The sequence below is a fragment of the Glycomyces luteolus genome, assembly GCF_027622875.1.
Taxonomy (GTDB): domain Bacteria; phylum Actinomycetota; class Actinomycetes; order Mycobacteriales; family Micromonosporaceae; genus Glycomyces; species Glycomyces luteolus.
This window is the reverse complement of record NZ_JAPZVP010000022.1, coordinates 53252-73445: the sequence shown is the minus strand read 5'-3', so window position 1 is coordinate 73445 and position 20194 is coordinate 53252. Positions and strand designations below refer to the sequence as shown.

The window sequence follows — 20194 nt, the reverse complement described above, 5'->3', positions numbered from 1 at the left end:
TTTCGCCCGCTGCGGGCCCCCGCGCGGCGCTGTGGCGGCACGGTCGCGGGCGGCCCGGTTCAGACCTTCCACCCTATCGCCCCGCGCGGAGCGGCCGCGCGGACGCCGGGCCGCGATGCCCTCCCTCTCAGGCCCTCGGGAGCCGTACGCCAAGCGCCCCGACACGCCGTTATCACACCCCGCGAACAGGACCAAACAATCCACAGGACCGATTCGGTTATCCACAGGGCAAAAATTAATTCTTGCCAGTACTGGGCATGTAACCGACAGTTGATATATGCACACGACACAAGCGAGAATCCGACTCAACGGCCCCACGGACCTCCTCACAACGGTCCCGCTCCTGCTCGGCTTCCACCCGGAGCACAGCCTCGTGGTGGTGGGTCTCCTCAACGGCGAACTCCAGTGCACCTTCCGGGTGGACCTGCCGGGTTCGGCCGACCATCTGGAGCACCTGCCGGACCTCACGGCGCAGCTGAGCCTCAACGAATGCGACGGCTGCGTGGTCGTCGTCTACGGCGAAGCCGAGCTCGCTCAGGCGGTCGCCGAACGTGTCGCCTCCCGATACCACGCCGCCGGCGTCATACCGCTCGACCTGCTGCGGGTGGCCGAGGGCCGCTGGTTCAGCCTCACCTGCGAGAAACCCTGCTGCCCCGACGAAGGCCTTGTCCTCCCGGAGACTTCCGCGGCCTCCTGCGAAGTGGCGGTCGCGGGCGGGTACGCGGAGGCCGACCGGAACGCGATCGCCGCCCAGCTCGCCCCGGCCCCGCCGGGCCGACGCGCGGCGGTAGCGCGAGCGGTCATGGCGGCGCTCACCGCCGACGCCGAACTCGACTGGGCAGCACAGCGCGACCTCGACCTCCAGGCGATCGACCGCTGGATGGGCGCGAAGGCGCTCCCCGACCCGGAGGCCATCGCCGCGGTGGGCCTGGCCCTCGGCGACCTGGACATCCGCGACTACGCACTCCGGCGCATCAACTCGGGCCAGTTCGAAGGCAACCGGCTCGACCTGTGGATCTGGGTGGCCCGCCATCTCGAGGACGACCTGGTCGCCCCGGCCGCAACGGTCGCGGGATTCGCCGCCTACCGCTTCGGCAACGGCGTATTGGCCTTGGAGGCCTTCGAACTCGCCTTGCAGTCGAGCCCGCACTACAGGCTCGCCCAGATGCTCATGGCCGCCTTGCAGGCGGGCATCCCGCCCGGCGCGCTCTCGCGGATCGGCTGCGGCGACCGAGAGGAAGCCGAGGTCAGCGACTGACCGCCACCGAACCCGGTCCGCAGCAGGACGCAGGCCCTCCGACCACCGACCGGCCTCACCATCCCCGAATCCACCTATCGGTCCCCGAACCTCGCACCCACCCGCAACTCGAACCGCCCGCTGAAACCCAAGAGAGAGAAAGAGAAAGCATGGCCAACACCATTCATTCGAAACCTGACATGAGGGACCGACCAGCGGCACCCCGCCGGGGCGGAGTGATCGCTACGCTGGGGGCATGGTTGAGCACCTGGGCGGCTTTGCCGCGATCATCCTCATCGGCGGCAAGGCACGGCGTTTCGCCGGCTGCGCGAAGAGCGAGCTGGTCGTCGGCGGTGCAACGATCCTGGAACGGATGCTCTCGGCCACCGAGGGCGCGGCGTCAAGGGTCGTGGTGGGCGCGCGGCCCCCCGAGGCCGAGCCCCTCCCGCAGGGGGTGCTCCAGGTCTTGGAGGATCCGCCGGGCTCCGGCCCGGCCCGGGCGGTGCAGGCAGGTCTGGCGGCAGTGCCGGACGGCTGCGACCGGGTGGCGATCCTCGGCGGCGACCTGCCTTTCCTCACCACGGAGGCGCTGCATCTGCTCCACCGGCACGCGAGCGGGGCCGACCCTGAGGGTGCCACTCCGAAGCATGGCGCGGTGTTCTGCGATAACGCAGGGCGAAGGCAGTGGCTGTGCGGCCTGTGGCCCACCGATCTGGTCCGGAACAACGCGAGCAAGGTCGAATCGGGAGCCCCTGCCAGGCTCTTGTTCGACGGCATCGAAGTCGAGACCGTCACCTGGGAGCACGCGAGTCCGCCCCCGTGGTTCGACTGCGACACACCGGACGACCTCACCCAGGCACGAACCTGGGCCGCTGAGCTGAAGTAGTCGGCGAGCGGGAACCGAATTCTCCAATCGCGAACGGCGGCACCAACCCCACCAGGACGCACCTAGCGGCTCAGGCCCGGTTCAGGAACCCAGCCCGAGCGCGCCCAATGGCGCAGACCGACGGCACAAGCACCGCCCGGACGGTCAACGACGACCGTCGGCCAGTCGCCCCAAAGCGACGGCCCTCAACACCATGCACGACAACGACAACAGGGCGGGTGGGCGAGGGGGGGGCGGGGGGAGGGCCCCAAGGATGGAGAAGACGAACCGGACCGCCGCAGATAGACGGTCCGGAACTCAGACGATGTCGTACTGGTTGTCGAGCAGGCCCGTCTGGAAGAACGTGATCGCCGCGAGCACCACCAGAAGCACCGCGAACCCGACCCAGTGCAGGGACCGCCGCTCGCGCGGCGTGAAGGTCAGGATCGCACCGCAGGCGAGACCGCCGACCAGACCGCCCACGTGGCCCGCGAAGCTGAAGCCCATGATGAGCGTCAGGACCAGGTTGAGTCCGAGCAGCACGTAAAGACCCTGGTTGTCGCGCTTGAGCTTTCGGTTGATGAGGATCATCAGGCCGAACAGGCCGTACACGGCACCGGAGGCGCCCGCAGTCGAGGTGCCGAACGAGAACAGGTAGACCGCGACCGATCCGGCCAGGCCGGACAGCATGTAAGCCGTGAAGAACCGTGCCGGGCCCAGGTCGCGTTCGAGGATCCGCCCGAGCATCCACAGCACCACCATGTTGAACAGCAGGTGGATGACACCGAAGTGCAGGAACATCGCGGTGATCATGCGGTAGTAGCCGCCGGCGGCCACGACGGGAGCGTTGACCTCGAGGCCGAAGAGGTCGACGGTAATCGAGGTCTGGAAGCCCGGCAGGAAGCCGATCTCGGCGCCGATCAAGTGGAGCGGCGTCATCATCGAGCCGGTCGCTGCGGCGAGGCTGCCCGCCGAGATGACCGCGAGCAGGAACACGGCGACGTTGGCGCCGATGAGCACCTTGGTCACGGTGCCCGCCGCGCCCGCGCGGGCACCGCCGCCGAACGATGAGCGCGTCTGGCGCATCGTCCGGCGGCCGGCGGCCACGCAGTCGGGGCATTGGAAACCGACGGGAGCGTCGATGCGGCAGTCAGCGCAGATCGGCTTGTCGCAGCGGACGCACCGCAGGTAGGTCTGGCGGTTCCGGTGGCGATAGCAGGTGGGGGCCGTCTGCTCTTCGCTCATCGAGGCGTCGTTACTTCTCAATGACGACGGACTCGATGACCACGTCGTTCACCGGGCGGTCCATCGGACCGGTCGCGACCTTGCCGATGCGGTCCACGACGGCCTTGGAGTCCGCGTCGACGACCTTGCCGAAGATGGTGTGGCGGAAGTTCAGGTGCGGGGTCGGGCCCAGCGTGATGAAGAACTGGGAGCCGTTGGTCCCCGGCCCGGCGTTCGCCATGGCGAGCAGGTAGGGCTCGCCGAAGTGGAGGTCCGGGTGGAACTCGTCGGCGAACTGGTAGCCGGGTCCGCCGCGGCCGGTGCCCGTCGGGTCGCCGCCCTGGATCATGAAACCGTCGATGATCCGGTGGAAGATGACACCGTCGTAGTACGGGCCCGAACCGGGCTGGCCGGTCGTCGGGTCCTTGTACTCCTTGGTGCCCTCGGCCAGTCCCACGAAATTCGCCACGGTCTTGGGCGCGTGATTGTCGAGCAGCTCGATCTGGATGTCGCCGGCATTGGTCTTCAGCGTCGCCTTCGTCATGGCGTCTATGGTGCCAGACCGCCGAGGTTCGTCCAACTTTCTCCCCCGTTTCGCTCGACCGGTGTCACAGGCCGGGGCACGATGAGGGCAACAAGCACTTAGAGGAGGCATTCACCATGGGCTTCAGCCGACACGCCACGACTCCGACCAAGGAGGCCGTGGACCATTTCACGCACGGTGTGAACTCGCTGAAGAGCGCGGGTTTCGCTGCGGCCAGGGGTACGAAGGAGGCGGCCGTTCCGAAGGTCAACGTCGTCTTGACGAAGGTCGGGCTCAGGAAGCCGCCGGCCCGGAAGTGGCCGTGGGTCGTGGGGGCGATCGGTGCGGGGCTCGCGCTCAGCGGTGCCGCCGCCTACCTCTGGTACCGGCAGCGGACCGAGTCGATCGGAGAGGCGCTCCTCGCGGACGAGCTCCTGGACGACGCCGAGCTCGCAAACCGGGACCGGGCGCTTACCGAGGAGCTGGTCGAGAGCGTCACGCGCTGACGGCCGTACTCCGCTGCGAGTGTATGGAACAGCGGCGAGGCCCGAGCGGCCGAGCCGCTTATCACTGAATACAGGGGCGACCGGTCGGCGACGACACCGGCCGGAGCCCGAATGCGGTCGCGGGGCGGGACCCGCGGCGGCACGAGCATCGGGGATTCGCGGCGACGCGAGTCCCCGAACGCGTGCGAAGAGAACGCCGGACCGGTGCCTCGCCTCGGGGGGAGTGGGCGAGTCCACCGATCCGGCGTCAATGGGGGCGGGATAACGGCCGCACCGCGGCGAACCGCGGTCACGCACCGATCTTCGCTCCCCGTCTCCGTTCTGGGAAGGGCGTCGCGGTGGCGGTTATACGCCATGGCGCATAACCGCCATCCATTGTCGACGTTACGTCCGCAATCGCTTACACAGCGTGCGACTCAGGCGATCCCTAGAGGCCCTTCGAAACCTCGACGGCCCTCGCGAGGCGACGCACGCCCTCGTCGATCCGGTCGGCCTTGACCGCCGAGTACGCCAGGCGCAGGCAGGTCTCGCCGCCTTCGAGCACGAAGTCGGTGCCCTTGACGACCTGGACGCCCTCGTCGGCGGCCGCGGCCGCGACCTTCGCGCAGTCGACGCCCTCGCCGAGGTCGACCCACAGGAAGTAGCCGCCGTCGGGGACGATGAACTCAGCGGTCGGCAGGTGCGCGCGCAGGGAGGCGGAGAGCTGGTCGACGCGCTCCTCGAGGGCGGCCTTGACCGTCGCGATCGAGCGGTCCAGCGCCCCGGAGGCCGCGAACTGGTAGATCGTGGCCTGCGCGAACATGTTCGGCGCGATGTAGGTGTTGGTGGCGGCGCCGGCGATTTTCGCGATGATGTCGGTCGGTCCGACCAGGTAGCCGGTGCGCAGGCCCGGGCAGACGGTCTTGGAGAACGAGCACGCGTACACGACGCGGCCGGTCGCGTCCTGCTCGAGCATCGTCGGGAACTGCTCGCCGCGGAAGCGGATGTCGTAGTACGGGTCGTCCTCGAAGATCGTGAACTCGTACTCGTTCGCGAGCTGGAGCAGCCGCGTGCGCTTCTCGCCCGAGAGCGTCACGCCCGCCGGGTTCTGGAAGTTCGGGATGATGTGCGCGAGGGTCGGCCGCACGCCGCCCTTGAGGATGCCTTCGAGCTCGTCGACGTCGAGGCCGTCGGCCTGGAGGCGCACCGGGTGCAGCTCACCGCGGCGGTTGCGCAGGCCGAGGAGGGTGCGGTCGTAGGTGGGGCGTTCGACGATCACCGGCGAGTCGGGCTTGACGAGCTCGTCGAACAGGAACGCGTCGGCCTGCATGGAACCGTTGGTGACCAGCACGTTCGCAGGCGTGACGCCGTGCTTGGCGGCGATCCACTCGCGCAGCGGGCCGTAGCCCACGGACGTGCCGTAGCCGGTGACCCCGGCCGGATCGGCTTCGAGCGCGGCCACGGCGGCGGCCTTGAGGCCTTCGGTGTCGACGATGTCGAGCGACGGGGCGCCCCGGGAGAAAGAGATGACGTCGGTGTTCGGCATGACACCAGCGTAAGCGGCCCGCAGGGCGGACGTCGAGCGGCATATGGGCGGCCTCGGGCACACCTCACCGGACGGCATCGCGGGTCAGGTTCGGGCACACCGGCGCACGCGTCGGCAGCGCGAGCCGCGACCGCGTCCACGATGCGGACGGCTCGTCCCGGAAGGCCCGACCGCGGACCTCCCGGAAAGCCGGACCGCGGATCCCGGTAGGCCGGTCGGCGTCCGCTCCCGTTTTCAAGGAGAGCCGGACCGGTCCCGCTCCGGCAGGTTCACCGCGCGCCCGCTCGTGCGGGCGGCCGGACCGCGATACGGTGCAGAGGTGGGGTCCCGGCGCCCCGCGAGGTACTTGACGGTTCCGTTGATCATGCGGCCCCGCAAGCGAAAGCGGCTCCGCCGCCCGTGCGGGCGGGGAGGGCCGGCGCCGCGGGCCGGGCCGAGAAGTTGAGGAGAACGATGACGTCGCTCGACCGCACCCGGGCCCCCTGGCCCTACGACCACCTGCCGCCGCTCCCGTCGTTCACCGTGGTGTCGGACGACGTCGCCGACGGTGCCACCCTCGACCCCGCGCAGGTCGGCGGGAACGACGTCTCCCCGCATCTGGCCTGGTCGGGCTTCCCGGCGGCGACGGCCGCGTTCGCCGTCACCTGCTTCGACCCGGACGCGCCCACCGGCTCGGGCTGGTGGCACTGGATGCTCCTGGGCCTCGACGCGTCGGTGACCGAGCTGCCCGCGGGCGCTGCGGCCGCCCCGCCCGCGGGGACGGTGCAGCTGCGCACCGACTCGGGGACCGTAGGGTACGCGGGCGCCGCGCCGCCGCCCGGCGACGCCGAGCACCGCTACCTCTTCGCCGTGCACGCCCTCAAGGCGCCAGTGGAGGTCGACCCGAGCTCCTCGATGGCGGTGGGCGCCCTCCACCTCACGTTCAACGCGATCGCGCGTGCGGTCATCGCGCCGGTGTACCGCAATGCCTGAGGCCGTCATCCTCGCCGCCGCCCGCACGCCGCTCGGACGGCGCGGCGGGGTGCTCTCGGGCGTGCACGCAGTGGACCTGGCCGCGCACGCGATGAACGCGGCACTGCTGCGCTCCGGCCTCGGACCGGACGCGGTCGACGACGTGATGCTCGGCTGCGTCTCGCAAGTGGGCGAGCAGTCCTGGAACGTCGCCCGCAACGCCGTCCTCGCGGCGGGCTGGCCCGACCGGATCCCCGGCGCCACCGTGGACCGCCAGTGCGGTTCGAGCCAGCAGGCGATCTCGTTCGCGGCGGCCGCGGTCCTGGCCGGGCACGCGGACGTGGTCGTGGCGGGCGGGGTCGAGTCGATGAGCCGCGTCCCGATGGGCTCGAGCGTCGGTACCGGCGCGGGCGAGCCGTACGGCCCGGTGGTGCGCGAACGCTATGCGGCGCATGTGGATGCGACGGCGCCGGTGCTGTTCAACCAGGGCCTGGCCGCCGAGCTGGTGGCCGAGCGGTACGGGATCGGGCGCGAGGCGATGGACGCGTTCGCGCTCACCAGCCACGAGAAGGCCGCGGCCGCGAGCGACGGCGGCCGGTTCGACGACGAGATCGCGGCCGTCGCGGGCGTGTCGGCGGACGAGGGCATCCGGCGGGACACGAGCATGGCGAGGCTCGCCGGGCTGAAGCCGGCGTTCACTCCGGACGGTTCGGTGACCGCCGGGTCGGCTTCGCAGATCTCGGACGGGGCGGCGGCGCTGGTCATCACCACGGACGAGCACGCGCGGCGGCTCGGGGTGCGGCCGCTGGCGCGGATCGCGGCGGCGTGCGCAGTGGGATCGGACCCGGTGCTCATGCTGGACGGGCCGATTCCGGCGACGGCGAAGATCCTGGCGCGCGCGGGCCTCGACCTGGACGAGATCGACGTGTTCGAGGTGAACGAGGCGTTCGCCGCGATCCCGCTCGCGTGGCTGGCGGAGACCGGCGCGGACGAGGAGCGGCTCAACCCGCGCGGCGGCGCGATCGCGCTCGGGCATCCGCTGGGGGCTTCGGGGGCGCGGCTGGCCGCGACGATGCTGCACTACATGCGCGACACCGGGTCCCGGCGCGGGCTGCAGGTGATGTGCGAGGGCGGCGGCATGGCGAACGCGACCGTGTTCGAGCTGTTGTGAGGCCTGCTGCCGCGAGGCGGCCTCGCATCAGCGGGGCGCGTTCGAGGGGGCGAATCTGGTTGCGTCAGGAAATATCCTGATAAATCCGCCCTTAGGGACCCCTGGCGTAAAGGTACGCCGGGGGTCCGACACGGTTCGGCCGCGACCGGTTCGAACAAGCGGCGAGGATGCTTCGCCTGCCCGGTTCGGACGGCGAAGGGGTCCCGCCGGTTCCGTTCAGAGCAGCGGCGGAGGGGCCCGCCGTCAAGAGGTTCGGGTCAGCGCCACTTCGAGAGGACGAGCAGGGCGGCCACCATGCAGGAGAAGCCGACCGCGAGGTTCCAGTAGCCCCAGGCCCCGACCGGGAAATTCATGCCCGAGAGGTAGAACAGGGTGAGCCAGCCGATGCCGATGACGATGAGGGCGACGGCGGTGACCGGCACCCACATCGGGCTCGGCTCGTAGCTCTCGCCCGAGGTCGATCCCGTGCTCGTTCCGGAGCTCGAGTAGACCTTCTTCTTGCGCACACGTGACTTCGGCATCGACGACTCTCCAACTGAGGGACATGTCCGGCGTCCAGGGTACCGCCCGCCGGTGACGGGCCGTCCGCGCGGCATCGCGTAGCTCACACCCGGCGAGGTGAGCTGCCGAAGCGCCTGGACCGCGCCGCGACACGCGCGACCCGCCCTGGTCCGCCGCGATGGCGCAGGCACCGCGCACACCTGCCCGTTCGGTTGATATCCGGGTTCGCGGTACAACCCTAGGATTGCCTCGCGCGTTATGGTTACGAGATCCCCCAACGAAGAGAACACCGGCACTATGGAGGCGACGTTCCAGGTGAGCGATCAGGACTGGTCCCCCTTCGCGAACGAGCCTCCGCCACGCCGGCGGCCCTCGCCGGGACCGGCGGGCGCCGCGCCGACCCCCGGCCGCGCCAGCGTCCCCGCCCCGAACCCCGCCCCCGCAGCGGCGGACCCCGACCGCACCACCGCACTCCGCCCTCCCGGCCTCGCGAAGAAGGCCCAGCACGCGCCCCTCGTCCCCGAACCCGACGGGACCGCGATCCTCCCGGTGATCCCCGCCGACGAGACGCCCGCGCCGCCCGGCGCCGACAGCGAGGCCCGCAAGAAGCGCTCGGTCAAGCGCCACCGCAGCGACGGCGGCCTGCGCACCACCGTGCGCGGCCTCGGCGAAGTGCTCATCACTCTCGGAGCGGTCGTCCTCCTCTACGCCGGTTACGAGGTCTTCGGCGTCTCCCAGGTGATCAACAACGAGCAGGAGACGCTCTCCACCGACCTCGAGGACATCTGGGAGGGCGAGGTCGCCGAGGAGGGCGTCGACGGCGCGCCCGTGCCCGAGCTCGGCGACGCGTTCGCCCGCATGTGGGCGCCCGACATCAGGCCCGAGTCCTGGACCCTCGTCGAAGGCACCGAACCGGCCGACATCGAGTACGCGCCGGGCCGCTACATGGACGGCGCCTACCCCGGCGAGCAGGGCAACTTCACCCTCGCCGGCCACAACGTGCCCGCGATCTTCTCCGAGATCCGCTCCCTCCAAGCCGGGGACAAGGTCGTGATCGAGACGAAGGAGAACTTCTACATCTACGAGGTGCAGGAGCACGTGGTCGTCGATGAGACCCAGGTGGAGATCACCGAGCCGGTCCCGGGCCAGCCCGGGGCCGAGCCCGGCGACGACGACTACTGGCTGACCCTTTTCACCTGCCACCCGCGGTGGGACAACTACCAGCGCTACGTCGTCTACAGCCAGCTGGTGGACACGATCGAGCGCGACCCCGAGGGCGAACTGCCCCCGGCGGCCACCGACCCGGAGGTCTGACGTGTACTCGTGGATCTGGCGGAAGCTCCCCGGGGGGCTTCCGGGTAAACTGATCGGCTCGGTCGCCTTGACCGTCGGCATGGTCGCCCTGCTGTGGTTCGTGGTGTTCCCGGCGGTGCGCCCGCTCATGCCGTGGAGCAACGTCGACCCGGCCGGCGGCGTCAATGTCGAGAACGGCGACGACGGCGGCGAACCGGCCGAGGGAGAGACCTGCACACCCGGGGTGGACTGCCCCGGGACCGGTTTCGACCCCGAGGACTGGCAGACCGCGGAGTCCCCCGAAGACGGGGAGTAACGTTCGAACGCACTGGTGGGGGCGCTGATGGAAGACACCGATGGGTAGCGTGCTGGTCGTTGACTTTCGCGACTCGTTCGTCCACACCATCGTCTCCTACCTGCGGGCGCTGGGCGCCCGGGTGGAGGTGCGCCGCTCCGACCGGACCGATGTGGACGAGGCCGTGAGGCTGCGCCCCGCCGGCGTGCTCCTCTCGCCCGGCCCGGGGCGGCCCGACGAGGCCCGGCTCGGCCACGATCTGCTCGACCGCTTCGCGGGCGAAGTGCCCGTGCTCGGGGTGTGCCTGGGGCACCAGGTGATCGCCGAGCACTGGGGGGCCAAGGTGACGCGCGCGGCCGAGCTGCGGCACGGCGAGACCTCGCCGATCCGGCACGACGGCGAAGGCGTCTTCGCCGGGCTCGCCAACCCGTTCACCGCCACCCGCTACCACTCGCTCGCGGTCGAGCCCTCGAGCGTGCACGAGCCGCTCGAGGTGACCGCCCACAGCGACGACGGGACCGTCATGGGGCTGCGCCACCGCAGCCTCGACGTCGAAGGGGTGCAGTTCCACCCCGAATCGATCCTCACCGAGGACGGCAGCGCGCTGCTCGGCAACTGGCTGCGCCGCTTGGAAGGCCCGGCGGGCGACTAGCCTGCGCGGGGAGCGCGCGCGATCGTCCTGGGGCCGCCGTGCGGCGAGGGACGAGCGTGGAAGCCGCGATCGGGACGCCGCGTCGCCTAAGCTGTGTGCGCAAGCGGCGCCTTCGGCGCCGATCAGCGCCCCAGGAGACCGCACATGACCCGAGAGGACTGGCTTCCTCGCCGCAGCGCGGGAGGCTCCGCGCTCGCGGGAGTCCTGCTGCTGCTCATGGGCGCCTGGCAGCTGCTCACCGGGTACGCGGTCGCGATCGGCGGCGTGTCCGTCTTCACCGGCGGCGGCTACTGGTACCGCGGCGACAGCACCGGCTGGGGCTGGGTGAACCTCGTGATCGGCCTGGCGGCCGTCGTGATCGGGCTCGGCCAGCTCGGCGCGTGGCGGCGCCTGGCGCGGTGGGGCGCGCACCCGGTGCCCGCTCTCGCGGTCGCGTCCGTCTCGGCGGTGAACCAGGTCCTCCTCGCTCCGCAATATCCACTGTGGGCCGCACTGGCGATCGCGGTGGACGTCTTCGTCATCTGGGATCTCGCGACGCGCGCCCGCGCGGCGGTGCGGTCGGACCGGCTCGCGCCGTAGGCGTGCCGAGTTCGCGCGAACCGGCCCTTTCCTGCGCGCCGCCTGGCACGGTGGGGGCATGGGCGCCAGGTCATTGGTGAAGGCCGCCAAACGGTACGGCGGGGCGAGCCGCGGGGACACCGCGGCGGCCCTCACGTACTTCTCGGTGATGTCGCTGTTCCCCGCGATCCTCGTGGGCGCCTCCGTCATCGGCATGCTCGACGAGAACGCGACGGAGGTGCTCCTCGACGGCATCGCGTCCATCGCGCCCGGCGCGAGCCTCGACATCATCGAGGACGCCGTGGCGCAGCTCCAGATGAACCCCGCCGCCGCGGGCCTGCTGGCCCTGGTCGGCCTCCTGGCGGCCCTGTGGGCCGCCTCCAACTACGTGGCGGCGTTCTCGCGGGCCCTCAACGCCGTCAACGGGACCGACGAGACCCGCAAATGGTGGACGGTCCTCATCGTGCGGATCGTGCTCACCCTCGTGGTGGGCGCGCTGACGGCGGTGTGCGGGATCGTCGCGGCCACGGGCGGGTCGGTGGCGCGCGCGATCGGCGACGCGATCGGCGCGAGCGGCACCGCGGTCACCGTGTGGGGCTGGGTGAAATGGCCCGCCGTGATCGTGCTGGTGATGGTGATCGTGGCGCTCCTGTACTGGCTCGCCCCCGCGAAGCGCTCGCGGTTCGGCCGGCGCGCGCCGGGCGCCGCGCTGGCGGTGGTGCTGTGGATCGCGGCGTCGGCCGGGTTCGGGCTGTATGTGGCGAACTTCGGGCACTACGACAAGACGTACGGGACGCTGGGCGGTGCGATCGTGTTCCTGATCTGGCTGTGGATCACGAACGCGGCCTTGCTGTTCGGTGCCGAGTTCAATGCGACGGCCGAGCCGGAGGAGGACACTGCGGGGACGGCCGAGGGGGAGGCGGGCGAGCCGAGCGCCGATTGAGCGGCCCGCCCTGAGTGCCGCGGTCAGGCGCCGTTCTTGGGCTGGACCAGGCCCGACTCGTAGGCGAAGACGACCAGGCCCGCGCGGTCGCGGACGGCGAGTTTCATCATGGCGCGGTGCACGTGGGTCTTCGCGGTGGCCGGGCTGATGAAGAGTCGCTCGGCGATCTCGCCGTTCGTGAGGCCGCGCGCGACGAGTGCCACGATCTCGGTTTCGCGGGAGGTGAGGCCTTCGACCTGCCCGGCGAGGCGCGAGGGAGGGTGTGCGACGTACTCGGCGACGAGTTTCGCGGCGATCTGCGGCGAGAGGAGGGTCTCTCCGGCCGCGGCGGCGCGCACGCAGCGGAGGAGCTCTTCGGGTTCGGTGTCCTTGACGAGGTATCCGGCGGCTCCGGCGCGGAGGGCGTCGAACACGTAGGCGTCGAAGGAGTAGTTGGTGAGCATGACGACGCGGAGCTCGGCGAGGCGCTCGTCGGCGGCGATCGCGCGCACGGCGCTGATGCCGTCGCCGCCGGGCATCTCGACGTCGAGCAGGGCCACGTCGGGCCGGTACTCGCCCGCGAGGCGCACCGCGGTGGGACCGTCGGCGGCCTCGGCGACGACGGTCATGTCGTCTTCGGCGTCGATGAGGGCGCGGAAGCCGCCGCGCATGAGCGGCTGGTCGTCGGCGAGCAGGACGCGGATCATCGCGTGCCCCCGGTCTCGGCGGCCTGGGCGGGGATCGCGGCGGCCGGGGCCGGCGGGTCGGGCATCGGCAGGCGGGCGGTGACGGTGAAACCGTACTCGCCGGGTCCGACATCGAGGGTGCCGCCGAGGGCGTCCACGCGTTCGCGCATGCCGGTGAGTCCGCGCCCGGGCGCGAAGTCGCGGGCGCGGCCGTTGTCGGCGACTTCGACGACGAGGGCGTCCTCGCCGTGGTGGACGCGCACCCGGACCCGGTCGCCCGCGGAGTGGCGGACCGCGTTCGTGAGGGCCTCCTGGACGATCCGGTAGGCGGCGTGGTCGACCTCCTCGTCGATCGCGGCGGTCTCCTCGATCTCGCATTCGAGCTCGATCGCGAAGCCGAGGCCCCGGTAGCGGTCGGCCAGGGGCTCGACGCGGGAGAGGCGGTGGCCCTCGTCGTCGCGGAGCATCGTGAGGGTCTCGCGCAGTTCCCGGGTGGCGTCCTTCGCGGCCTCCTCGACCGCGACGAGGGCGGGCGGCGGCTCTTCGCCGCGTTTGCGCGCCAAGTGGAGCGCCACGCCTGCCTGGACGCGGATCACCGAGATCGAGTGGGTGAGCGAATCGTGGAGTTCGCGGGCGATCCTGACGCGCTCGTCGGCGGCCTTGCGCTTGACCGCCTCCTCGCGGGTGTGCTCGGCCTCGGCCATGTAGGCGTCGCGCTGGCGCCGCGACTCACCGGAGATGAGGGCGACGTGGAGCCAGCCGATGACCAGCATGGACTGCTCCATGACCGCGCCGGTGAAGTGGAATCCGGCCGCGCTCCAGTTCCCGAGCATCGTGACGGCCGAGACGAGCAGGACCAGGGAGACGGTGAGCCTGCGGTGCCCCCGGTACATCGAGACCGCGATCGCGACCAGCGCCGGGACCGCCGCGAGCGGGCCGACCTGGAGGTGCCCGACGGCGACCAGCGCGCCGACGCTGACGAGCATGACCGCCCGCGGGTAGCGGCGCCACAGCGGGAACGCGAGGGGCCCGGCGGCGAGCAGCGGCCAGCCGTACCAGGCGAGGCCGTCCCCTACTGCGGCGGCCGCGCCCGAGATGAGCGTGTCCGACAGCAGGATCGCGGCGACGACCAGGTCGAGCCGCAGCCCTGAGAGGCGGCTTCCGGAGGGAATGGACATGGCTCCCATCCTAAGTCGGGGCCGTCACCTCGGCATCGGCCCGCGGTGCAGCGGCCGCGTACGGCGCAGGGTGTACGCGGCGGCCGCGAATGCGGCGCTCGGCGCGGGGCCGAAAGCCAGCGCGGGGCGGACGCGCATCGGGCCCGCGGCGGGGAGTCTGGAGGGCATGACGCGGCGGGTGCGAAGGCGTTCGGCGCGAAGGGAATCGAGGAGGACCCCATGCCCCAGATCAGATATGTGGCGCCGGTCGAGGCCAGACAGGCCGACGGCCTGGTGGCCGAGGTGTATTCGCAGGCGAAGCGGGAGCTGGGCGCGGTGGGCGCGCCGTTCCAGATGCTTTCGCCCGCACCGGAACTGCTGGCGTCGATGTGGTCGCTGCTGCGGGAGTCGCTGATGGTGGGCGGCCCGGAGGAGCGGCTGGCGAAGGAGGTCGTGGCGACCGCGATCGCGGTGCGCAACGGCTGCAGGTTCTGCACGGACGCGCACACGGTGCTGCTGCACGCGTTGGGCGAGTCGGCGCTGGCTGAGGGACTGCGCGCGTCGAACCCGCCGAAGGAGTGGGCGCCGCTGGCCGAGTGGGCGCTGGAGCCGGGCCCGGAGGGGCCGTTCGCGGCGTCGGCGGCGCCGCGGTTCATCGGTACGGCGCTGGTGTTCGAGTTCATCACGCGGCTGGTGCAGGTGCTGGCGTACAACGAGTCGCCGCATCCGGTGACGGCGACGCGGCTGGGCCGTTCGGTGGCGTCGCGGACGCTGCGGGCGGCGGTCATGGCGGACTTGGAGCCGGGGACGAGCCTAGCGCTGCTGGAGGAGCGGCCTGGCTGGGCCCGGGGGCTGCGGGTGCGGGTGCCGGGCTGGGCGGCGGGATCGCCGGTGGGGGTCGCGTACGGGCATCTGCGGGCGTACGCGTCGTCGGGTCCGGGGCTGCTCGGCGGCGATGCCGCGGAGGCGGTGGCGCGGACCGTGGGCGTCCGGGAGGACGCGGTCGGCGACGGCCTGCCGGAGCTGGTGGACGGTGGCGGTCTGGAGGCCGGCCCGGCGTTGGGGGCGCGGCTCGCGGTGGCGGCGGCGCTCGCTCCGGGGGCGGTGGACGAGGCGGATGTGGCGGCGTGGCGGGGTGCGAAGCACTCGGATCACTGCGTGGTCCACCTGCTCGCCTACGGGACGATGACGGGCGTCGACGCCCTGCAGGACGAGATCGAGAAGCGGAGCGCGGTTTTGGAGGGCACTGATGCTTAAGTTCTATCGCGTGTGGATCGGGATCCTGCACGTGCTGATCGGGATCCAGTTCTTCCTGGCCGGGTACGGGGCGATCGGGACCGGCTCACCGGACGAGTCGTTCTCGCTGCACATCATGAACGGCCGGGTGATCGCGGTGGTCGCGCTGCTGGGCATCCTGTTCGCGGCGCTGGCGCGGTCGGGCGGGAAGCTGGTCGGCCTGGCGGCGGGCGTGTTCGGCCTGGTGGTGCTGCAGTCGCTGATCGCGCTGGTGAGCGTGGCGGGGACGACGCCGGGTCAGATCATCTTCGGCTTCCACGCGATCAACGCGCTCATGATCATGGGTCTGGCGGAGGCTTCGGGGCGGCTGGCGAAGCGGCTGCTCGAGGACCGCAGGCCCGCTGAGACGACGGCGGCCCCCGCGGCCGCTTGAGCTTGAAACCAGGAAACCGGGCCCGCGGCGACACCCCGCCGCGGGCCTTCCCGGGCCCGCTTCGCCGCGGCGGAAACGGCTTGCCGCCCGGTTTAGGCTGGCGCGTATGGCGATTCCAGCGGATCCGGTCCGGCGTTCGGCGCGTGTACTGCTCGTGGACGGGGACGGGCGGGTGCTGTTGTTCTTCAACCACGGGTCCGCGGCGCGCGGCAGGGACTACTACTTCACGGTGGGCGGCGGGGTCGAGGACGGCGAATCGCTCGCCGGGGCCGCCGCCCGGGAGGTGTTCGAGGAGACCGGCCTGCGGGTCGCACCGGAGGCGCTCGGCCCGGTGGTGTGCCGGCGCGAGGGCCGGTGGCGCTCGAACAGCGGTATCCGGTACTGGGCGGAGGAGCACTATTTCCTCTTGCGCGTCGACCGCTTCGAGCCCGACTTCCGGGGGATGGAGGAGGGCGAGCGGGACGAGGTCGCCCGGCACGCGTGGCTGTCGCCCGCGGACCTGGACGCGGTGGACGCGATCGTGTTCCCGATCGGCCTCGCGGGCCTGCTCGAGCAGCTCCTCGGAGGCGGGCGGCCCGGCGTCCCGATCGAACTGCCCTGGGTCGACCTCCCCTAGCGCCGATCGGCGGCGGCTCGGCAGGCTGCATACTTTCCGGATGACTGACACCGCTGGAACGGAACCGCGCCGCTGCGCCCGAGTGCTCGTCGTCGACGAGCGGGACCGGGTGCTGCTGCTGCACAGTTCGGGGTTCGTGACCCCGGAGTCGGAGTTCTTCGTGACGATCGGCGGGGGGATCGACGGCGAGGAGACCGCCGCGGAGGCGGCCGCGCGTGAGCTGTTCGAGGAGACCGGCCTGCGCGTCGACCCCGCCGCGCTCGGGGAGCCGGTCGGGCACACCGCCGGAACCTGGTGGATAGGACCCGACGACCACGTGTTCTTCCTGCTGCGCGTCGAGCGGTTCGCCGTCGACTTCGCGCACCTCGAGGCGAGCGAGATCGGCGAGCTCACCGGTTCCATGTGGCTATCGATCGACGAGGTCAAGGCCGTCGACGACGGGATCTTCCCGGTGCCCGTCGCCGACCTGCTCAAGCGGCTCGTCGGCGGCGACCTCCCGGCGGCGCCCGTCGAGCTCCCGTGGGCGAACTGGCGCGGTGACACCAAGCGCTTCCCGCTGCCGGAGTAGACGCGGCGGCCCCGCGGTCCGGATACTCGGACCATGACCACCCCAGAAGCCAAGGTGATCCGGCGGCGGTGCGCGCGGGTGCTCCTCGCCGACGAGGACGACCGGGTGCTGCTGTTCTACAGCCGCGACTACATGGGCCCGGGCGTCGAGTACTACGTGACGCCCGGCGGCGGGCTCGACGAGGGCGAGACGCTCGAGGAGGGCGCGGCCCGGGAGGTGTTCGAAGAGACCGGCCTGCGGATCGACCCGGGCGCGCTGGGGCCGGTCGTGGCCGAGACCGAAGGCGACTGGTCCGACAGCCCCGACTTGGTCATCCGCTCCCGCGACGCGTACTTCTTCCTGCGCGTCCCGCATTTCGCGCCCGCCCGCGACCGGCTCGAGGACATCGAGCGGGCCGAGTTCACCGAGGCGCGCTGGCTCAGCCTCGACGCGATCGCCGAAGCGGACGCACTGGTGTTCCCCGCGAGGGTCGCGGGCCTGCTCAAGGGACTGATGGCGGGCGCGACTCCTGTTGCGCCCGTTCCGATTCCATGGGGCGCTTGGACATGGGATCCCGATAGAGGGTGGACGGCTACGGAGCGTGCCCCCATACTTGACCGGTGAGCGCGACGAACGAACCCACCCGAATCGACCGCTACGGCGCGCGGTGCATCGTGATCGATGAACAGGACGCGGTCCTGTTCATCGGCCGGTCCGCGACCCCGGAGCGCCCCGCCCGCTGGTTCCTGCCCGGCGGCGGCATCGACGCCGGCGAGACCCCCGCCGACGCCGCCGTCCGCGAGCTGTTCGAGGAGACCGGCCTGCGCATCGGCGACGGCGACCTCGTCGGCCCGGTCGCCCGCCGCGCCTTCAGCCGCCCGAAGGACGGCGCGCTCTTCACCCAGGACAACTACCTGTTCTTCACGCGCGTCCAGCGCTACACCCCGCACGTCTCCGGCGGCGACGCCTACGAGCAGGACCTCGAATTCCGGTGGGTCCGCGTCGACGAGCTCAGCGACGACGGCGGCTTCGACACCCCCGGCGACCCGCTGCTCGGCCTGCTGAAGCGGCTCATCGACGGCGACATCCCCGCCGAGGCGCTGCGCCTCGAACCGGCCGGGGACCCCCGAGACGGCACCTCCGTGTGATGAGCATCGAAGCCCTGACCGGCGCCGAATCCCGCACTTCCGCGCGGGTCGTGCTCCTCGCACCCGACGACACGGTGCTCCACATGGGCGGCGACCGCTGCCGCGACGGCGTGACCCGCTGGTTCACCCCGGGCGGCGGCGTCGAGGACGGCGAGGACCTCGCCGACGCGGCGGTCCGCGAAGTCCACGAGGAGACCGGCCTGCGCATCGACCGCGAGGCCCTCCACGGCCCCGTCGCCCACGGCGTCTACGTCTGCTTCCCGCACGGGCGGCTGCTCGTCCAGAAGAACTGGTACTTCTTCCACCGCGTCGAGCGCTTCGCGCCGCGCATGACCGCCGGCGCCGGATACGAACTCGGCCTCGGCTTCGACTGGCTGCCGATCGGCGCGCTGGGCTCCTCCGACGGCATGATCGAGCCCGACCGCCTGGTGTCCCTGGTCAAACGCCTGCGCGACGGCGACGTGCCCGCCGCGCCGGTCGACCTCGGCGGCTCCCACGGCCCCGTCTTCCCCGACGTGGACTGAACGCCCGCAAGCGAAACGGCGCCGCCCCCGCTCGACTGAGCGGAGGCGGCGCCGTCAAAGCGTGTCTAGAGCTCGATCTCCGACCGGTCCCCCGACCAGTCGGTGTGGAACGTGCCCTCGCGGTCCACCCGCTTGTACGTGTGCGCGCCGAAGAAGTCCCGCTGCCCCTGGATCAGAGCCGCCGGCAGGCGGCGCGAACGCAGCCCGTCGTAGTACGCCAGCGCCGACGAGAAGCCCGGCGTCGGAATGCCCGCCAGCGCGGCCGTCGAGACGACCCGGCGCCACGCGTCCTGCGCGTCCGTCACGATCTTCGTGAACTCCGGCGCCGCGAGCAGCGTCGGCAGTTCCGGGTTCGAGCGCCAGGCCTCGGTGATGCGGTCGAGGAAGCGCGCCCGGATGATGCAGCCCGCGCGCCACAGCGCCGAGCACGAGCCGAGGTCGATGCCCCAGTCGTATTCGGCGCTGGCGGCGGCGATCTGGTCGAAGCCCTGCGCGTACGCGACGATCTTGGAGGCGTAGAGCGCCTGGCGGACGTCTTCGACGAAGTCGGCGGGGAAGTCCACTTTGGCGGTGGGGCCGGTGAGCAGGTCGACGGCGCCTTCGCGCTGCCTGGTGCCGCTGGAGAGCGCGCGGGCGAAGGTGGCCTCGGCGATGCCGGTGACCGGGACGCCCAGGTCGAGGGCGTTCTGGACGGTCCAGCGCCCGGTGCCCTTCTGGCCGGCCTGGTCGACGATGACGTCGACGAGCGGCTTGCCGGTGGCGGCGTCGACGTGGCCGAGGACCTCGGCGGTGACCTCGATGAGGTAGGAGTCGAGCTCGCCGGCGTTCCATTCGGAGAAGGTCTTGGCGAGGTCGGCCGGTTCGATCCCGACGCCGCGGCGCAGCAGGTCGTAGGCCTCGCCGATGAGCTGCATGTCGGAGTATTCGATGCCGTTGTGCACCATCTTGACGAAGTGCCCGGCGCCGTCGGGGCCGAGGCGGGTGCAGCACGGGGTGCCGTCGGGGGCCTTCGCGGCGATGGCTTCGAGGATCGGGCCGAGTGACTCGTAGGACTCCTCGGAGCCGCCGGGCATGATCGCCGGGCCGAGGAGCGCGCCCTCTTCGCCGCCGGAGACGCCGGTGCCGACGAAGTGCAGGCCCCGGTCGCGGAGGGCGGCTTCGCGGCGGCGGGTGTTCTCGAAGTGGGCGTTGCCGCCGTCGATGATCATGTCGCCGGGCTCCATGAGGGCGGCCAGCTGGTCGATGACCGCGTCCGTGGCGTTGCCGGCCTGGACCATGATCATGGCCTTGCGGGGGCGTTTGAGGGAGGCGACGAAGTCGCTGAGCTCCTCGGAGGGTACGAAGTCGCCTTCGTCGCCGTGGGCCTCGATCAGCTCGGTGGTCTTGGCGTGCGTGCGGTTGTAGACGGCGACGGTGAAGCCGTGGCGGGCGAAGTTGCGGGCGAGGTTGGAACCCATGACGGCCAGCCCGACCACGCCGATGTCGGCGGTGCTCATGCCATTGTCTCCCTACGTTGCGTAAGAGGTGTGCGCCCCGATTCTCGCCGGTCGGCCCGGCGCGGGCGCCACCACGGCCGATCGTATCCACGCATCGGGAAGCGCGTGGCCCTGCGGGCCGGAACCGC

The 20194-nt window shown here is 71.5% G+C and carries 25 protein-coding genes; 17 read left to right on the top strand and 8 right to left on the bottom strand.

What is annotated here, in order from left to right:
- Positions 1 to 277 precede the first annotated feature (277 nt).
- Positions 278 to 1258 carry a DUF4192 domain-containing protein gene (locus O1R50_RS22285; RefSeq protein WP_270112437.1) on the top strand — a complete coding sequence of 327 codons (981 nt, stop codon included), beginning with the start codon at positions 278 to 280 and terminating at the stop codon, positions 1256 to 1258.
- A gap of 235 nt (positions 1259 to 1493) precedes the next feature.
- The gene (mobA, locus tag O1R50_RS22280) at positions 1494 to 2123 is read left to right on the top strand and encodes a molybdenum cofactor guanylyltransferase (RefSeq protein WP_270112436.1); all 630 of its coding nucleotides are present in this window, start codon (positions 1494 to 1496) and stop codon (positions 2121 to 2123) included.
- 297 nt (positions 2124 to 2420) lie between these two features.
- On the opposite strand, the gene O1R50_RS22275 is transcribed toward mobA, so the two are convergent.
- Together O1R50_RS22275 and O1R50_RS22270 are read right to left on the bottom strand one after the other, a co-directional pair.
- Positions 2421 to 3347 (bottom strand): rhomboid family intramembrane serine protease, encoded by a 927-nt coding sequence (locus O1R50_RS22275; protein WP_270112435.1) that lies wholly within the window; start codon positions 3345 to 3347, stop codon positions 2421 to 2423.
- Between the two features lie 10 nt (positions 3348 to 3357).
- Positions 3358 to 3870, bottom strand: coding sequence for a peptidylprolyl isomerase (locus O1R50_RS22270; RefSeq protein ID WP_205324426.1), 513 nt, complete (start codon positions 3868 to 3870; stop codon positions 3358 to 3360).
- A 116-nt stretch (positions 3871 to 3986) separates the two neighbouring features.
- Between O1R50_RS22270 and O1R50_RS22265 the strand changes: the two genes are divergently transcribed.
- Positions 3987 to 4355, top strand: a complete 369-nt coding sequence (locus tag O1R50_RS22265; RefSeq protein ID WP_270112433.1) for a hypothetical protein — start codon at positions 3987 to 3989, stop codon at positions 4353 to 4355.
- 427 nt (positions 4356 to 4782) lie between these two features.
- On the opposite strand, the gene O1R50_RS22260 is transcribed toward O1R50_RS22265, so the two are convergent.
- Positions 4783 to 5958: an aminotransferase-like domain-containing protein gene (locus O1R50_RS22260; RefSeq protein WP_270112432.1), complete on the bottom strand. Its 1176-nt coding sequence runs from the start codon at positions 5956 to 5958 to the stop codon at positions 4783 to 4785.
- A 375-nt stretch (positions 5959 to 6333) separates the two neighbouring features.
- Between O1R50_RS22260 and O1R50_RS22255 the strand changes: the two genes are divergently transcribed.
- Together O1R50_RS22255 and O1R50_RS22250 are read left to right on the top strand one after the other, a co-directional pair.
- The gene (locus tag O1R50_RS22255) at positions 6334 to 6852 is read left to right on the top strand and encodes a YbhB/YbcL family Raf kinase inhibitor-like protein (RefSeq protein ID WP_270112431.1); all 519 of its coding nucleotides are present in this window, start codon (positions 6334 to 6336) and stop codon (positions 6850 to 6852) included.
- Positions 6845 to 8002, top strand: coding sequence for a thiolase family protein (locus tag O1R50_RS22250; RefSeq protein ID WP_270112430.1), 1158 nt, complete (start codon positions 6845 to 6847; stop codon positions 8000 to 8002). Before O1R50_RS22255 ends, O1R50_RS22250 begins: the two co-directional genes overlap by 8 nt.
- A 257-nt stretch (positions 8003 to 8259) precedes the next feature.
- Here the strand turns inward: O1R50_RS22250 and O1R50_RS22245 are convergent, their stop codons facing one another.
- Positions 8260 to 8523: a cell division protein CrgA gene (locus O1R50_RS22245; protein WP_270112429.1), complete on the bottom strand. Its 264-nt coding sequence runs from the start codon at positions 8521 to 8523 to the stop codon at positions 8260 to 8262.
- Between the two features lie 238 nt (positions 8524 to 8761).
- Here O1R50_RS22245 and O1R50_RS22240 point away from each other — a divergent pair, with 238 nt between their 5' ends.
- From O1R50_RS22240 to O1R50_RS22220, 5 genes are all read left to right on the top strand, one after another.
- Positions 8762 to 9817, top strand: coding sequence for a class E sortase (locus O1R50_RS22240; protein WP_270112428.1), 1056 nt, complete (start codon positions 8762 to 8764; stop codon positions 9815 to 9817).
- 1 nt (position 9818) lies between these two features.
- Positions 9819 to 10112 (top strand): hypothetical protein, encoded by a 294-nt coding sequence (locus O1R50_RS22235; protein WP_408612788.1) that lies wholly within the window; start codon positions 9819 to 9821, stop codon positions 10110 to 10112.
- Positions 10113 to 10152: 40 nt separating this feature from the next.
- The gene (locus tag O1R50_RS22230) at positions 10153 to 10743 is read left to right on the top strand and encodes an anthranilate synthase component II (protein ID WP_270112425.1); all 591 of its coding nucleotides are present in this window, start codon (positions 10153 to 10155) and stop codon (positions 10741 to 10743) included.
- A 144-nt stretch (positions 10744 to 10887) separates the two neighbouring features.
- Positions 10888 to 11322 (top strand): DUF7144 family membrane protein, encoded by a 435-nt coding sequence (locus O1R50_RS22225; RefSeq protein WP_270112424.1) that lies wholly within the window; start codon positions 10888 to 10890, stop codon positions 11320 to 11322.
- Positions 11323 to 11380: 58 nt separating this feature from the next.
- The gene (locus O1R50_RS22220) at positions 11381 to 12244 is read left to right on the top strand and encodes a YihY/virulence factor BrkB family protein (RefSeq protein ID WP_270112423.1); all 864 of its coding nucleotides are present in this window, start codon (positions 11381 to 11383) and stop codon (positions 12242 to 12244) included.
- 23 nt (positions 12245 to 12267) lie between these two features.
- Here O1R50_RS22220 and O1R50_RS22215 read toward each other — a convergent pair whose 3' ends face one another.
- From O1R50_RS22215 to O1R50_RS22205, 3 genes are read right to left on the bottom strand one after another with little or no spacing between them, the layout of a single operon-like run.
- Positions 12268 to 12930 (bottom strand): response regulator, encoded by a 663-nt coding sequence (locus O1R50_RS22215; RefSeq protein WP_270112422.1) that lies wholly within the window; start codon positions 12928 to 12930, stop codon positions 12268 to 12270.
- The gene (locus O1R50_RS22210) at positions 12927 to 14087 is read right to left on the bottom strand and encodes a sensor histidine kinase (RefSeq protein WP_270112421.1); all 1161 of its coding nucleotides are present in this window, start codon (positions 14085 to 14087) and stop codon (positions 12927 to 12929) included. Before O1R50_RS22210 ends, O1R50_RS22215 begins: the two co-directional genes overlap by 4 nt.
- Before the next feature lie 24 nt (positions 14088 to 14111).
- A complete protein-coding gene (locus tag O1R50_RS22205; protein WP_270112420.1) occupies positions 14112 to 14255 on the bottom strand; it encodes a hypothetical protein in 144 nt (47 codons plus the stop codon).
- 51 nt (positions 14256 to 14306) lie between these two features.
- Here O1R50_RS22205 and O1R50_RS22200 point away from each other — a divergent pair, with 51 nt between their 5' ends.
- From O1R50_RS22200 to O1R50_RS22170, 7 genes are all read left to right on the top strand, one after another.
- Positions 14307 to 15323: a carboxymuconolactone decarboxylase family protein gene (locus O1R50_RS22200; RefSeq protein WP_270112419.1), complete on the top strand. Its 1017-nt coding sequence runs from the start codon at positions 14307 to 14309 to the stop codon at positions 15321 to 15323.
- Positions 15316 to 15735, top strand: coding sequence for a DUF6220 domain-containing protein (locus O1R50_RS22195; RefSeq protein WP_270112418.1), 420 nt, complete (start codon positions 15316 to 15318; stop codon positions 15733 to 15735). Before O1R50_RS22200 ends, O1R50_RS22195 begins: the two co-directional genes overlap by 8 nt.
- 106 nt (positions 15736 to 15841) lie before the next feature.
- Positions 15842 to 16351 carry an NUDIX hydrolase gene (locus tag O1R50_RS22190; RefSeq protein WP_270112417.1) on the top strand — a complete coding sequence of 170 codons (510 nt, stop codon included), beginning with the start codon at positions 15842 to 15844 and terminating at the stop codon, positions 16349 to 16351.
- 40 nt (positions 16352 to 16391) lie between these two features.
- Positions 16392 to 16919, top strand: a complete 528-nt coding sequence (locus O1R50_RS22185) for an NUDIX domain-containing protein (protein ID WP_270112416.1) — start codon at positions 16392 to 16394, stop codon at positions 16917 to 16919.
- 33 nt (positions 16920 to 16952) lie between these two features.
- Positions 16953 to 17522, top strand: a complete 570-nt coding sequence (locus O1R50_RS22180) for an NUDIX hydrolase (protein ID WP_270112415.1) — start codon at positions 16953 to 16955, stop codon at positions 17520 to 17522.
- Positions 17519 to 18046, top strand: a complete 528-nt coding sequence (locus O1R50_RS22175) for an NUDIX domain-containing protein (protein ID WP_270112414.1) — start codon at positions 17519 to 17521, stop codon at positions 18044 to 18046. The genes O1R50_RS22180 and O1R50_RS22175 overlap by 4 nt, the downstream gene beginning before the upstream one ends.
- Complete coding sequence (locus O1R50_RS22170; RefSeq protein ID WP_270112413.1) at positions 18046 to 18570, top strand: NUDIX domain-containing protein; 525 nt, start codon at positions 18046 to 18048, stop codon at positions 18568 to 18570. The genes O1R50_RS22175 and O1R50_RS22170 overlap by 1 nt, the downstream gene beginning before the upstream one ends.
- 65 nt (positions 18571 to 18635) lie before the next feature.
- Here O1R50_RS22170 and gndA read toward each other — a convergent pair whose 3' ends face one another.
- On the bottom strand, positions 18636 to 20066 hold the full coding sequence (gene gndA / locus O1R50_RS22165) for an NADP-dependent phosphogluconate dehydrogenase (protein WP_270112411.1): 1431 nt from the start codon (positions 20064 to 20066) through the stop codon (positions 18636 to 18638).
- Positions 20067 to 20194: the final 128 nt, after the last annotated feature.

Bases quoted from the DNA above. Each gene is read 5' to 3' on its own strand.
- O1R50_RS22205 (WP_270112420.1), bottom strand. From the start codon at position 14,255: ATGCCCTCCAGACTCCCCGCCGCGGGCCCGATGCGCGTCCGCCCCGCG.
- O1R50_RS22285 (WP_270112437.1), top strand. From the start codon at position 278: ATGCACACGACACAAGCGAGAATCCGACTCAACGGCCCCACGGACCTC.
- O1R50_RS22190 (WP_270112417.1), top strand. From the start codon at position 15,842: ATGGCGATTCCAGCGGATCCGGTCCGGCGTTCGGCGCGTGTACTGCTC.
- O1R50_RS22180 (WP_270112415.1), top strand. From the start codon at position 16,953: ATGACCACCCCAGAAGCCAAGGTGATCCGGCGGCGGTGCGCGCGGGTG.
- O1R50_RS22195 (WP_270112418.1), top strand. From the start codon at position 15,316: ATGCTTAAGTTCTATCGCGTGTGGATCGGGATCCTGCACGTGCTGATC.
- O1R50_RS22215 (WP_270112422.1), bottom strand. From the start codon at position 12,930: ATGATCCGCGTCCTGCTCGCCGACGACCAGCCGCTCATGCGCGGCGGC.
- O1R50_RS22170 (WP_270112413.1), top strand. From the start codon at position 18,046: ATGAGCATCGAAGCCCTGACCGGCGCCGAATCCCGCACTTCCGCGCGG.
- O1R50_RS22225 (WP_270112424.1), top strand. From the start codon at position 10,888: ATGACCCGAGAGGACTGGCTTCCTCGCCGCAGCGCGGGAGGCTCCGCG.
- O1R50_RS22270 (WP_205324426.1), bottom strand. From the start codon at position 3,870: ATGACGAAGGCGACGCTGAAGACCAATGCCGGCGACATCCAGATCGAG.
- O1R50_RS22275 (WP_270112435.1), bottom strand. From the start codon at position 3,347: ATGAGCGAAGAGCAGACGGCCCCCACCTGCTATCGCCACCGGAACCGC.
- O1R50_RS22200 (WP_270112419.1), top strand. From the start codon at position 14,307: ATGCCCCAGATCAGATATGTGGCGCCGGTCGAGGCCAGACAGGCCGAC.
- O1R50_RS22260 (WP_270112432.1), bottom strand. From the start codon at position 5,958: ATGCCGTCCGGTGAGGTGTGCCCGAGGCCGCCCATATGCCGCTCGACG.
- O1R50_RS22265 (WP_270112433.1), top strand. From the start codon at position 3,987: ATGGGCTTCAGCCGACACGCCACGACTCCGACCAAGGAGGCCGTGGAC.
- gndA (WP_270112411.1), bottom strand. From the start codon at position 20,066: ATGAGCACCGCCGACATCGGCGTGGTCGGGCTGGCCGTCATGGGTTCC.
- O1R50_RS22255 (WP_270112431.1), top strand. From the start codon at position 6,334: ATGACGTCGCTCGACCGCACCCGGGCCCCCTGGCCCTACGACCACCTG.
- O1R50_RS22240 (WP_270112428.1), top strand. From the start codon at position 8,762: ATGGTTACGAGATCCCCCAACGAAGAGAACACCGGCACTATGGAGGCG.
- O1R50_RS22220 (WP_270112423.1), top strand. From the start codon at position 11,381: ATGGGCGCCAGGTCATTGGTGAAGGCCGCCAAACGGTACGGCGGGGCG.
- O1R50_RS22185 (WP_270112416.1), top strand. From the start codon at position 16,392: ATGACTGACACCGCTGGAACGGAACCGCGCCGCTGCGCCCGAGTGCTC.
- O1R50_RS22245 (WP_270112429.1), bottom strand. From the start codon at position 8,523: ATGCCGAAGTCACGTGTGCGCAAGAAGAAGGTCTACTCGAGCTCCGGA.
- O1R50_RS22230 (WP_270112425.1), top strand. From the start codon at position 10,153: ATGGGTAGCGTGCTGGTCGTTGACTTTCGCGACTCGTTCGTCCACACC.
- O1R50_RS22210 (WP_270112421.1), bottom strand. From the start codon at position 14,087: ATGTCCATTCCCTCCGGAAGCCGCCTCTCAGGGCTGCGGCTCGACCTG.
- mobA (WP_270112436.1), top strand. From the start codon at position 1,494: ATGGTTGAGCACCTGGGCGGCTTTGCCGCGATCATCCTCATCGGCGGC.
- O1R50_RS22250 (WP_270112430.1), top strand. From the start codon at position 6,845: ATGCCTGAGGCCGTCATCCTCGCCGCCGCCCGCACGCCGCTCGGACGG.